This is a genomic window from Helicobacter pylori (assembly GCA_008032935.1).
Lineage (GTDB): Bacteria > Campylobacterota > Campylobacteria > Campylobacterales > Helicobacteraceae > Helicobacter > Helicobacter pylori_CX.
Genome location: CP032039.1, coordinates 231,915 through 244,103 on the forward strand (window position 1 = coordinate 231,915; position 12,189 = coordinate 244,103).

General features: G+C 39.4%; 11 protein-coding genes, 5 tRNA genes and 2 pseudogenes. 13 read left to right on the forward strand and 5 right to left on the reverse strand.

The window, feature by feature from the left end:
• The first annotated feature begins 353 nt into the window (after nt 1–353).
• The 5 genes from D2C78_01190 to D2C78_01210 all read left to right on the forward strand — a co-directional run bounded on the left by D2C78_01190 (nt 354) and on the right by D2C78_01210 (nt 880).
• Nucleotides 354–429 (forward strand) — tRNA-Lys (locus D2C78_01190).
• Between the two features lie 10 nt (nt 430–439).
• Nucleotides 440–514, forward strand: a tRNA-Glu gene (locus D2C78_01195).
• Between the two features lie 41 nt (nt 515–555).
• A tRNA-Val gene (locus D2C78_01200) sits at nt 556–631 on the forward strand.
• A gap of 33 nt (nt 632–664) precedes the next feature.
• Nucleotides 665–741, forward strand: a tRNA-Asp gene (locus D2C78_01205).
• 63 nt (nt 742–804) lie between these two features.
• Nucleotides 805–880, forward strand: a tRNA-Glu gene (locus D2C78_01210).
• Between the two features lie 13 nt (nt 881–893).
• Here the strand turns inward: D2C78_01210 and panC are convergent.
• Both panC and D2C78_01220 read right to left on the reverse strand, forming a co-directional pair.
• A complete protein-coding gene (gene panC, locus D2C78_01215; GenBank protein ID QEF34716.1) occupies nt 894–1,724 on the reverse strand; it encodes a pantoate--beta-alanine ligase in 831 nt (276 codons plus the stop codon).
• Nucleotides 1,725–2,408, reverse strand: a complete 684-nt coding sequence (locus D2C78_01220; protein QEF34717.1) for an orotidine-5'-phosphate decarboxylase — start codon at nt 2,406–2,408, stop codon at nt 1,725–1,727.
• A gap of 121 nt (nt 2,409–2,529) precedes the next feature.
• On the opposite strand from D2C78_01220, the gene D2C78_01225 reads away from it, so the two are divergent.
• From D2C78_01225 to D2C78_01260, 8 genes and pseudogenes are all read left to right on the forward strand, one after another.
• Nucleotides 2,530–3,195, forward strand: coding sequence for a carbonic anhydrase (locus D2C78_01225; GenBank protein ID QEF34718.1), 666 nt, complete (start codon nt 2,530–2,532; stop codon nt 3,193–3,195).
• Nucleotides 3,182–4,012 (forward strand): 3-deoxy-8-phosphooctulonate synthase, encoded by an 831-nt coding sequence (gene kdsA / locus D2C78_01230; protein QEF34719.1) that lies wholly within the window; start codon nt 3,182–3,184, stop codon nt 4,010–4,012. Before D2C78_01225 ends, kdsA begins: the two co-directional genes overlap by 14 nt.
• A gap of 9 nt (nt 4,013–4,021) precedes the next feature.
• Nucleotides 4,022–4,491, forward strand: a pseudogene (locus tag D2C78_01235) (6,7-dimethyl-8-ribityllumazine synthase).
• 1 nt (nt 4,492) lies between these two features.
• Nucleotides 4,493–4,909, forward strand: coding sequence for a transcription antitermination factor NusB (gene nusB, locus D2C78_01240; protein ID QEF34720.1), 417 nt, complete (start codon nt 4,493–4,495; stop codon nt 4,907–4,909).
• A 149-nt stretch (nt 4,910–5,058) separates the two neighbouring features.
• Nucleotides 5,059–5,779, forward strand: a pseudogene (locus D2C78_01245) (DUF3944 domain-containing protein).
• 260 nt (nt 5,780–6,039) lie between these two features.
• Nucleotides 6,040–6,801 carry a DUF3944 domain-containing protein gene (locus D2C78_01250; protein ID QEF34721.1) on the forward strand — a complete coding sequence of 254 codons (762 nt, stop codon included), beginning with the start codon at nt 6,040–6,042 and terminating at the stop codon, nt 6,799–6,801.
• Nucleotides 6,802–7,365: 564 nt separating this feature from the next.
• Nucleotides 7,366–8,298 carry a DUF3944 domain-containing protein gene (locus tag D2C78_01255; GenBank protein ID QEF35796.1) on the forward strand — a complete coding sequence of 311 codons (933 nt, stop codon included), beginning with the start codon at nt 7,366–7,368 and terminating at the stop codon, nt 8,296–8,298.
• A 3-nt stretch (nt 8,299–8,301) separates the two neighbouring features.
• The gene (locus tag D2C78_01260; protein ID QEF34722.1) at nt 8,302–8,400 is read left to right on the forward strand and encodes a flagellar biosynthesis protein FlgG; all 99 of its coding nucleotides are present in this window, start codon (nt 8,302–8,304) and stop codon (nt 8,398–8,400) included.
• Here the strand turns inward: D2C78_01260 and flgG are convergent.
• The 3 genes from flgG to D2C78_01275 all read right to left on the reverse strand — a co-directional run bounded on the left by flgG (nt 8,397) and on the right by D2C78_01275 (nt 12,189).
• On the reverse strand, nt 8,397–9,185 hold the full coding sequence (gene flgG, locus D2C78_01265) for a flagellar basal-body rod protein FlgG (protein ID QEF34723.1): 789 nt from the start codon (nt 9,183–9,185) through the stop codon (nt 8,397–8,399). The two genes, D2C78_01260 and flgG, sit on opposite strands and share 4 nt — an antisense overlap.
• Before the next feature lie 841 nt (nt 9,186–10,026).
• A complete protein-coding gene (gene tsaD / locus D2C78_01270; GenBank protein ID QEF34724.1) occupies nt 10,027–11,049 on the reverse strand; it encodes a tRNA (adenosine(37)-N6)-threonylcarbamoyltransferase complex transferase subunit TsaD in 1,023 nt (340 codons plus the stop codon).
• A 216-nt stretch (nt 11,050–11,265) separates the two neighbouring features.
• The gene (locus D2C78_01275; protein ID QEF34725.1) at nt 11,266–12,189 is read right to left on the reverse strand and encodes a 4-hydroxythreonine-4-phosphate dehydrogenase; all 924 of its coding nucleotides are present in this window, start codon (nt 12,187–12,189) and stop codon (nt 11,266–11,268) included.

Here is a 12,189-nt window from a genome sequence, read left to right on the forward strand (position 1 = left end):
AAATAAAATAAAACTTAATGCGTTTTACAACAAAATAAGATCTAAAACAATAAAACAAAAACCCATTTTTTAAAAATGAAATTTTTTAAACAAAAAAAGCATTAAATCCCAATAATATTTGTTAGATCTTGATAAAAACAAAGCTTTTTAAAACCCCAAAAACAATACTAACCAATAACCAAAACGCATGGCGTTTATTGTGATCCTTATAACATTAAGCACAACCAAGTTTTTATTTAAGCAAAAAGCTGTCATGCCGTTTTAAGAGCGTGTCATTTCTATGAAAACCGCAATATTTTTCAATTATTCTTGACAAGCGTTAAAAAAAATTGTATCATTATCTTTTTTTGTGAGACCCGTTAGCTCAGCTGGTAGAGCAATTCCCTTTTAAGGAATGGGCCGTTGGTTCAAATCCAACACGGGTCACCATGAGCATCGTGGCTCCTTCATCTAGTGGTTAGGATACCACCCTTTCACGGTGGTTACAGGGGTTCAAATCCCCTAGGAGTCACCACTCTTTTATACGGGTTTAGTGGGGTTTTATCTCAATATTTTGGTCGCTTAGCTCAGTTGGTAGAGCGCTACCCTTACAAGGTAGATGTCATAAGTTCGAGTCTTATAGCGACCACCATGACTAAAGCATGCATTTTTAGGCTATGGATAGGGAGCGGTAGTTCAGCTGGTTAGAATATCTGCCTGTCACGCAGGGGGTCGCGGGTTCGAGTCCCGTCCGCTCCGCCACCAAGAGCTTTTTAAATCATTTCCTACGCTTTATTTCCAATACAATAGTCAATCGTTAAAAATGACCCTTTCATCTAGTGGCCAAGGATACCACCCTTTCACGGTGGAAACGGAAGTTCAAATCTTTCAAGGGTCGCCACAAAAATTCCAAACTACACCCATAAATTGTCTAAAAGCCTGGTTTTACCCACACGAGCCGCCACTAAAACCAGCGTATTAGTTGGCTCTATGGTTTTTAAAGGCTCTAGCTTGTGGTTGCAAAATTCCAAATAATCCACTTCCAAGGTTTCTAAAATTCCAAGCCCTAGTTTTTTAAGCTTTTCGCACGCTTTTTCGCCCTTATCTATGGCTTGCTTGATATTTTCTAGAGCTTTTGGAATGGCTAGGGCTTGTTTTCTTTGTGTTGCATTCAAATACACATTCCTAGAGCTTAAAGCCAAATTATCGCTATCGCGCACGATCTCGCATGGCGCTATTTCAATGTCTAAAAGCAAATCTTTAACCAAATGCTGGATGATTAAAAGCTGTTGGGCGTCCTTTTTGCCAAAATACGCTCTAGTGGGATTAGTAAGATGGAACAATCTTAACACGACCTGAACAACCCCATCAAAATGCCCCTCACGCACTGCTGCTTCTAAAGAGCTAGATAGAAATGTAGGGGCGTAGAGTTTTAAGCGTTGCTCTATTTCATAGGGATACATTTCGCTCGTTTTAGGCAAAAACACCGCGCTAACGCCCAATCCTTCACACAAGGCCAAATCCTTTTCTAAAGGGCGCGGGTAAGCGTTAAAATCTTCGTTAGCCCCAAATTGTGTGGGGTTGACAAAAACACTCACTATCGTGTGGGGATTTTCTTTCAAACTCCTTTCTATCAAGCTTTGATGCCCTTTGTGTAAAGCCCCCATAGTCGGCACAAACCCCACGCTTTCTTTCAAACTTTTACGATATTCTCTTAAAGCAGCAATCGTTTCTAACGCTCGCATTTAACAATCCTTTAAAAGCTCTAAAACCACTTCTCTAGGCTCTTTAGCTTGATAAATGGGGCGGCCCACCACGATAAAATCGCTTAAATTTTGTTTGGCCTCTTTAGCGTTCGCCACCCTTTCTTGATCTTCTTTATCATTTTTATCCAGCCTTATGCCAGGGGTTAAAGTCAAAAAATCCTTACCCAAAGCCTCTTTAATCGCCAAACTTTCAAACACCGAACACACCACCCCATCAATCCCGCTCTCTTTACCCATAGCGCTCAATTTGATCGCTTGAGTTTTTAAAGGGGCGTTATACACGCTCCAAAATTCCTCTTCGCTAAAGCTGGTTAAAGCGCTCACGCCCATGATTAAAGGGCGTTTTTTAAGAGCGTTTAGGCGTTGCATTAAAATTGTTAGCGCGCTTTTAGCGCTGCTTAAATGCACGGTGAGCATATCAATTTCTAATTTCGCGCATTCTAGCGCGGCATTTGCCATAGTATAAGGAATATCATAGAGCTTCAAATCCAAAAAAATCTTAAAATTCCCATCAATCTTTCTGACTTCATCTAAAAAAACAGCCCCATCTCTTATAAAAGATCTAAGCCCCACCTTAGCCCATAACTCTAAACCCTTTAATTCTTGCAATAAAGAAAGATTGTCCTCTTTTTTTTCTAAATCCAATGCGACACATAATTGCATGAAAGCCCTTTAAAGTGTAAAATAACGCCATTATAACAAAAAGAAATGCAAGATTTTTAGCTATGATAAGCGTTTTAAAATGAAAACCAAGTTTAAAAAAATGAGATTTAAGGGTTAAAGAGTGGAAGCGTTTTTAGGGGCGTTAGAGTTTCAAGAGAATGAATACGAAGAGCTTAAAGAGCTTTATGAGAGCTTAAAGACTAAGCAAAAGCCCCACACTTTGTTCATTTCTTGCGTGGATTCACGAGTCGTGCCTAATCTAATCACCGGCACCAAACCGGGCGAATTGTATGTGATCCGTAACATGGGCAATGTGATCCCCCCTAAAACAAGCTATAAAGAATCCCTTTCTACCATTGCGAGCGTTGAATACGCTATTGTGCATGTGGGCATTCAAAATTTAATCATTTGCGGGCATAGCGATTGTGGGGCTTGCGGGAGCATTCATTTAATCCATGATGAAACCACCAAAGCTAAAACCCCTTACATTGCAGATTGGATACAATTTTTAGAGCCTGTTAAAGAAGAATTAAAAAACCACCCGCAATTCAGCAACCATTTCGCCAAGCGTTCATGGCTTACAGAGCGTTTGAATGCGCGCTTGCAACTCAACAACCTCTTAAGCTATGATTTCATTCAAGAAAGAGTAATAAATAACGAATTAAAAATTTTTGGTTGGCACTATATCATAGAAACAGGCAGGATTTATAATTATAATTTTGAAAGCCATTTTTTTGAGCCGATTGAAGAAACCATTAAACAAAGGATAAGTCATGAAAACTTCTAGCACAAAAACCCCTAAATCCGTTTTAATCGCCGGGCCATGCGTCATTGAGAGTTTAGAAAATCTAAGAAGTATCGCTATTAAATTGCAACCCCTAGCCAACAACGAGCGGTTGGATTTTTATTTTAAAGCGAGTTTTGATAAGGCGAACCGCACGAGTTTGGAGAGTTACAGAGGGCCTGGTTTAGAAAAAGGCCTAGAAATGTTACAAATTATCAAAGAGGAATTTGGCTATAAAATCTTAACCGATGTGCATGAGAGCTATCAAGCAAGTGCGGCAGCCAAAGTGGCGGATATTTTACAAATCCCGGCGTTTTTGTGCCGCCAAACGGATTTGATTGTAGCAGTGAGCCAAACTAACGCTATTGTCAATATCAAAAAAGGGCAATTCATGAACCCAAAAGACATGCAATATTCTGTCTTAAAAGCCCTTAAAACAAGGGATAAAAGCATTCAAAGCCCCACTTATGAAACAGCGTTAAAAAATGGCGTGTGGCTGTGTGAAAGGGGGAGCAGCTTTGGGTATGGGAATTTAGTGGTGGATATGCGCTCTTTAAAAATCATGCGAGAATTTGCACCGGTGATTTTTGACGCTACTCATAGCGTGCAAATGCCAGGGGGAGCGAACGGGAAAAGTTCAGGAGACAGCTCTTTTGCCCCTATTTTAGCGAGGGCTGCGGCTGCGGTGGGGATTGATGGGTTGTTCGCTGAAACGCACATTGATCCTAAAAACGCCCTAAGCGATGGGGCGAACATGCTAAAACCTGATGAGCTAGAACATTTAGTAACCGACATGTTAAAAATCCAAAATTTATTTTAAAGGAATTTCATGCGAATCATAGAAGGGAAATTGCAATTGCAAGGGAATGAAAAAGTCGCTATTTTAACCTCGCGCTTCAACCATATCATCACAGACAGATTAAAAGAAGGGGCGATGGATTGCTTTAAAAGGCATGGGGGCGATGAAAAGCTTTTAGATCTCGTGCTGGTGCCTGGGGCTTATGAATTGCCTTTGATTTTAGACAAATTGTTAGAGAGCGGAAAATACGATGGCGTGTGCGTTTTAGGAGCCATTATTAGAGGGGGACTCCGCATTTTGACTACGTGAGCGCGGAAGCGACTAAGGGCATTGCCAGCGCGATGCTCAAATACAGCATGCCGGTAAGCTTTGGCGTGCTTACCACAGACAATATTGAACAAGCGATTGAGAGAGCGGGCAGTAAAGCCGGCAATAAGGGCTTTGAAGCGATGAGCACTCTCATTGAATTATTGAGCTTGTGCCAAACTCTCAAGGGCTAAAATGGCGACACGAACTCAAGCCAGGGGGGCTGTGGTTGAATTGTTGTATGCGTTTGAGAGCGGTAATGAAGAAATTAAAAAAATCGCTTCTAGCATGTTAGAAGAAAAAAAGATCAAAAGCAACCAGTTGGCTTTTGCCTTAAGCCTTTTTAATGGCGTGTTAGAAAAAATCAATGAAATTGACGCTCTCATCGAGCCGCATTTAAAAGACTGGGATTTCAAGCGATTAGGGAGCATGGAAAAGGCGATTTTACGCTTAGGGGCGTATGAAATTGGCTTCACGCCCACACAAAACCCTATCATCATCAATGAATGCATAGAGCTTGGCAAACTCTACGCTGAGCCTAACACCCCTAAATTTTTAAACGCCATCTTGGATTCTTTGAGCAAAAAGCTCACTCAAAAACCCTTGAATTGAGGGCGTTTTATGCCTAAATTTAAAAAATGATGCTATAACCACTAATCACTCATCACTAATCACTAATCACTAAAAAGGGGGTTGGTGGGATTTGAGCGAGCGGTAGAAATAAATTAAAGGAATAACATGGCTACAGATACGATAGCGATTTGGCATTTTTAAAGCGATTAAGCTCTAATGATTTGAAAGATTTGTTTGATGTGCTTGTTTATGATGAATATGGTAAAAAAAGATTTACTGAGGGATTAACGCTTTCAGAAGAATACAAAAGACATGGCAATGATCACGCTAAATACGCAGAAAGAATCGCTGAAGAATTGCAGCATTATGGGACTAATAGCTTTGCGAGCGCGTTGAGAGGTACAAGGGTTTTATACAGAGAAATTTTGTGTGAAGTGTGCAATAAATTAAAAGTCAATTACAACAAAAAATCTGACACAACTTTGATTGAAGAAAACATGCTTTCTAGCATTTTACAAAAAAAGTTTGGAAAAAATGAGCGATGAGGAGATTAGAGAGCTTTGCGATGAATTAGGAGTGAAAAACACTAATAAATTAGGCAAGCAAGCCCTAAGCACAGCTGCTTTAACGCTGTTTAAAATGGGTGGCTTCAAATCTTATCAATTAGCGGTCATTGTTGCGAATGCGGTCGCAAAAACCATTCTAGGGCGTGGTTTATCGCTTGCGGGCAATCAGGTGCTTACAAGAACCCTGAGCTTTTTAACAGGCCCTGTTGGCTGGATCATTACAGGCGTATGGACAGCGATTGATATTGCAGGGCCGGCTTATAGGGTAACCATACCGGCATGCATTGTGGTTGCCACTTTACGCCTAAAAGCACAAGCAAACGAAATTAAAAATCTTCTTTAACTCTTTTTAAACCTTGTTTAAAAAACATAACATAAACTTAGACGCTATAAAATGTCTGGGTTTTATTTTTAGCGTTTAAAAGAATTGATGCTTTAAAGCAATCTTAAGAGCGTTGGGCTTTTGAGTTTAAGCCTTTTTAGAATATTAAGTATAGTTTTAGACAAATGATATTAAAATCAGTAACCACTTTAGAAAAACAGCGATGGAGTGCGAAAAGTCGTTTGTTTTTAATAAGTGATAAAACAATATAAAGGAATAATATGGCATACAAATATGATAGAGACTTGGAATTTTTAAAGCAACTGGAATCTAGTGATTTATTGGATTTGTTCGAGGTGCTTGTTTTTGGTAAAGACGGCGAAAAAAGACACAATGAAAAACTGACAAGCTCCATAGAATACAAAAGGCATGGCGATGATTACGCTAAATACGCAGAAAGAATCGCTGAAGAGTTGCAATACTATGGGAGCAATAGTTTTGCGAGCTTCATTAAAGGCGAAGGAGTCTTATACAAAGAGATTTTATGCGATGTGTGCGATAAATTAAAGGTCAATTACAACAAGAAAACCGAAACGACTTTAATTGAACAAAACATGCTTTCTAAAATCTTAGAAAGAAGTTTGGAAGAAATGGATGATGAAGAAGTGAAAGAAATGTGCGATGAATTGTCCATAAAAAACACCGACAATTTAAACAGACAAGCCTTAAGTGCGGCGACTTTAACGCTGTTTAAAATGGGAGGCTTTAAATCTTATCAATTAGCGGTCATTGTTGCGAATGCGGTCGCAAAAACCATTCTAGGGCGTGGTTTATCGCTTGCGGGCAATCAGGTGCTTACAAGAACTCTGAGCTTTTTAACAGGCCCTGTTGGCTGGATCATTACAGGCGTATGGACAGCGATTGATATTGCAGGGCCGGCTTATAGGGTAACCATACCGGCATGCATTGTGGTTGCCACTTTACGCCTAAAAACACAGCAAGCTAGTGAAGATAAGAAGTCGTTGCAAATAGAATCCATTTAAGCTTTTTTTAGGGAAAAAGGTATAGAATGGAGACCTAGATGCGAAAACGCATCTAGTTTTTATTTTAATTTAAGGGAGACACAATGAGTAACAGTTGCAGCAATCAAAACCACAATCAAAAAGGTGATGCTAAAAATCAAAACAACGAAAGTTGTCAAAAAAATAGCCAAAACCAAGCCAATCAATGCAACGCTAACCACGAGCATAAAAACGATAAAAAGTAAGGGTTAGAGGGTTAGAGGAGGGGGTTTCTTGTGCCAAAAATCAAAGTAGCGTTTCATTAAATTATACCTAAAGAAAAATCAATAGTTTCCTACTTTCAAATCGGATCTGTCTTATCCAAAATGATAAGCGTATCAAAATATTTTAATTATTATTATTCTTTGGTTGTAAAATCAATAAAACCCATTAGCATTTGTAGTGCAATATTCATGCGCAGTTAGCGGGTGTGTTTAAGCCTTTTAGGGCGTTAGACATGATTTTAAAAAATGATGCTGTAATCACTAATCACTAAAAAAGGGGTTTGGTGGGATTTGAGTGAGTGGTAGAAATAAAATTAAAGGGATTGCATGGCATACAAATAGCGACTTGGAATTTTTAAAGCGATTAAGCTCTAATGATTTGAAAGATTTGTTTGATGTGCTTGTTTATGATGAAGATGGTGCACTAAGAATGAATGAAAAATTGACAAGTTCAACAGAATACCAAAGGTGTGGTAGCGATTACGCCAAATACCCAAGAAGAATCGCTGAAGAGTTACAGCATTATGGGGCTAACAGCTTTGCGAGCGCGTTGAGAGGTGCAGGGGTCTTATACAAAGAGATTTTGTGCGATGCGTGCGATCATTTAAAGGTTAATTACAATGAAAAATCTGCAACCTCTTTGATTGAGCAAAACATGCTTTCTAAACTTTTGAAAGATAGTTTAGAAAAAATGAGTGGGAGACAGATTAAAGAACTCACCCATGAATTGGGCATGACAAATATTGATAAAGTGATTGGTGAAAACAAACAAGTCCTAATCGCATCTGTTTTAACGCTGTTTAAAACGGGTGGCCCTCATTCTTATGCGTTGGCTGTATCTGTTGCAGATGCAATGGTAAGACAAACTCTAGGGCATGGTTTATCGTCTGTGGTGGGTAAAGTAGTGCTTAAAAAAACTCTAGGCATTTTAGCTGGCCCTATTGGTTGGGTCATTACGGGCGCGTTAGTGAGCGTCAATCTTGCTGGGCCGGCTTATAGGGTGACCGTGCCTGCATGCGTTTTGGTTGCCACCTTACGCAAAAAATTAAAAGCAGAACAAGAAGCGGAACAAGCAAGACTGAAAGCAGAACAAGAAGCGGATAAAACTGAGAAAATGTGGTATCTAGCTATCATTTCTATCGTTCTTATCGGTCTAGCTGTTTTGGCTGTTTTTTACATGAAAGGGAAACACCATTCAAGCGATAACCCAAAAAGCGGTGTTGAAAACCTTAAAAACCCTAGCCACAAAAATTAAAGAATGGCAGCAACCGCTCCAAAACACAAAACCACCCCAAGCACAAAAACAACAAGGGAGCAGAGATTAAAGAGCGTCAAGGAGAGTAAAATCCCCTTTTAGCGTTTGAGGGAATTGACTGTTTGGAGCATGGCGTCAGCGGTTTGAATGCTTTTAGAATTGGCTTCATAAGCCCTTTGAGCGGTGATTAGATCCGTCATTTCTTCTACCAATCTCACGTTACTAAGCTCCAAAAAGCCTTGCCTTAACTTGCCTAAGCCTTGAGAATCCGGGTTGCCCACAATCGCATCGCCGCTAGCGTTGGTGATGGAAAACAAATTGTCCCCCATAGAATGAAGCCCCGCCGGGTTGACAAAATTAGCCAAAGTGATTTGCCCGATCACATTAGAAGTCGTTTGCAAGCCTTGAGTCACGCTCACCGTGCCATCCACACCGATGTTTACTTGCGTGGTGTCTTCAGGTAAAGTGATTTGAGGGATGAGGAGATAGCCCTCGCTCGTTACAAGATTGCCCTGTTCGTCTAGCTTGAAATTTCCGCTTCTTGTATAAGCGGTAGTGCCATCAGGCAACTGGACTTGAAAAAAGCCTTTACCCGTGATGGCGACATCTAAATTATTTTCCGTTTCTTTAGGGCTACCTTGCGAAAACATTTTAGTGATCGCGCTAGGGCGCACGCCTAAACCCACTTCCATGCCATCTGGCGATAAAGTCGTATTGCTTGTGTTGGTGCCGGCGTATTGCATCGCTTGGTAAAACAAGTCGTTAAAATCCGCACGAGATTTTTTAAATCCGGTGGTATTGACATTGGCGATATTGTTTGAAGTGGTGTCAATATGCGTTTGTTGGGCGAGCATCCCTGAAGTGGCGCTATAGAGAGAGCGGAGCATTTTTTCCCTTTAAACTAAAACTTAACAGCCTAGGATTATAACCAAAATAAGATTAAATTTGACTAAACTTGAAACGCTTTTTTAATAAAAAGGTTTAAAAAAGATTTAAACCTAGTCTCATGCAGAAATCTTATAAACGCCTTTAGCGTTTGAAATGAATGCATTAGCATTTTTAAACGCTGTAAAAACCTTGTTAATAGAATTAACTCTACTCTTCTCAGTGTCTTGTAATATTATGTTTTTCACAAGTAAGTATGTCAAAATTCAGCTTGAGATCAGTAGTTTATAGAAATTTTTTATTTTATGCTTAATACCTTATTCTAATGGGACTAGGCTAAATAATATAATTTTACATGATACAATTCAAAACATGTGCTCCTTAATAGATGTTTGAAACCATTAACCACCAACCTAATGGTTTGAAGAATAATGCATGCTAAGAAACACGCTAAAATCTAAACAAGAAAGGAGTAAGCATGAAGCTAATCATAATCATGACAGGTTAATGGTGCTCGTAACACCACTACACTAAATACAGATCCTTAAGAGTTACCAACTCTTAAGGATCTTGTAAACCCCTTTTTTCTGTGGCAAAACTATAATACAATAATCCTTAATTTAACTTAAATGATAGCGGTTTTGTATAAAATTGTAGATTTAATCCGTATTTAATCTAATAATCTGCCCATAATAAAACAATTCTTGTCAAGCGTTTCAAGGCTTTTTGCTTACTCGTTAATTCAGTTTTAATGCGCTTTTATTCAAATTTAATCTCTAAAATACAGATAAAAGATTGATAAATTTTAGGGCGTTTTATCATGCGCTTTCTTTTTGTATCCATTCACTCAAAACTTTTTAACAGCGTTCTTGGCGAAATGCTGGCCTTTTCTAAAGGGACAAAGCGCTTTTTTTGATAAGCTTCTAGGCTGGATCGCCCTATCATGGCGGCATTGTCGCTGCAAAATTCTAAAGGGGCTAAAACAAGCTTGCAATCAAACTCAACGCACAAATTTTCAAACGCCTTTCTTAACGCCAAATTTTGGCTCGCTCCCCCCACAATGCCAAAAATTTTAGGGCGTTTGATTTTAAAATAGCGTTTAGTCTGCTGGATTAAATGCTCAATCGCTGCGCTTTGAAAATGATAGCCAATCTTTTGTTTTATCTCATCGTTCAAATTATGGGCGTTTTTTTCAACCTCCAAACGCACCGCATTTTTTAAACCTGAAAAACTAAAAGCCAGATTCGGGCTGTTTTTTAAAGGGATAGGGAACATTAAAGGCTCGTTTGGATGCCTATAATCAAGGGCTAATTTTTCCACTATGGGGCCTCCTGGATAGCCTAAATCAAGCATTTTAGAAACCTTATCAAAACTCTCCCCAAAGCTATCGTCCAAACTCGTGGCAACGATTTTAATGTCTTCATAATTTCTAGCCTCTAAAATCAAAGAATGCCCCCCAGAAACTAGCAGCACGCTTAAAGGCATGCAGGTTTGTTTTTCATTGATAAAGAGCGAATACACATGCCCTCTCAAATGATCTTCTAAAATCAAGGGCAAATTCAAAGACAAGCTCAAGGCTTTTGCCATCATCAAACCCTCTATTAAAGTAACGCTCAAACCTGGCTGATTCGTGATAGCGATGGCTTTGAGCTTGGAAAAATCCTTATTCAAGCTTATTTTAATGCGTTCTAATAAAAGCGGCAAATTCTCAGCATGCAAGCGCGATGCAAGCTCAGGCACAACGCCCCCATAAGAGCTGTGGTGCTTTTCTTGAGAGATTTTAAAATGAGCGATAAGTTTGGCGTCCTCTATTCTTGTAAGGGCTAAAGAGCTGTCATCGCAAGAACTTTCAATGCTTAAAATCATGTCTTTATCTTTGGGTGGTGTTTTTGCTTGAATTATACTTTGTTAGCAACACTCTAAAGCCTTTAAACCAAAACTAAAAAGTGGATTTACAAAAATACCAATGACAAAAATACCAATGAATAGAAAGCTAGAATTAAACATTGAGCATGAAGAATAAAGAGATGAAATCTAAAATTAAAGCTTTGAATGAAATAAGCCCCTTTTTAGAAAAAGCCTTTAAGCTAAGTATTTGATCGCATTCAAATAGCTTTTGTTGTTCGCTTTGTTTTGATAAGCAATATCAAACGCTGTGCCGTGGTCAGTGGAGGTGCGTAAAATGGGGGCGTTCAAACTCACATTAATGCTTTCATCAAAATAGAGCGCTTTTAAAGGGGCTAGCCCGACATCATGGCTCATGCTCACATAAAAGGGGGTTATTTTGCGTTTATTGGGGGCAAAAGCGCTATCAGCCGGCAGTGGCCCCAAAAAGCATTCAAAGCCCAGCGTTTGGTTGCTCTTTTGAATGGCTTTTAAAATCCTTTCATCTTCTTCCCCGAACAAGCCCTCTTCGCCCGCATGGGGGTTAAAACCACACACTTGAACGATTTGAGCTTGAGTGCTTTTTTGAAACGCTAATAAAAACTTAACTAACGCTTTAACTTGAATGAGTTGAGAAACCGTGCTTAAAGGCACATGGTCGCTAAATAGCCCCACAAAGAGTTTTGAACACCCAAGCATCATGATGATTTGATGATCTTTATAGCGTTGTTTCAAAAAATCGGTATGCCCCACAAAAGGGATCTGAGCTTGTTGCCATGCGAGTTTGTTGATAGGCAAAGTGCAAATGCCATCCACTTCTTTATCATCCGCTAACTCGCAAGCCTTTTTAAAACTCTCAAAACTATACGCCCCGCTTTGAGCGCTGACTTTGCCTATCGTGCTAGAGTTTAATAAGGGTAAGGGGGAATGGATAGCGAGTGTGTTAATCGTTTTAGTTTCATAAGCGTTATTTAGCAATTGATTGGCCCGCTCTAAAAGTTCGCCATCAATGAGATACAACGGCTCACAAAACGCGTTCACTTCCTTATGGCTTTTTAAAATCAATTCTAAGCCTACGCCTTGAATATCCCCGCAACTGATCGCAATTTTCTTTTTAGCCAT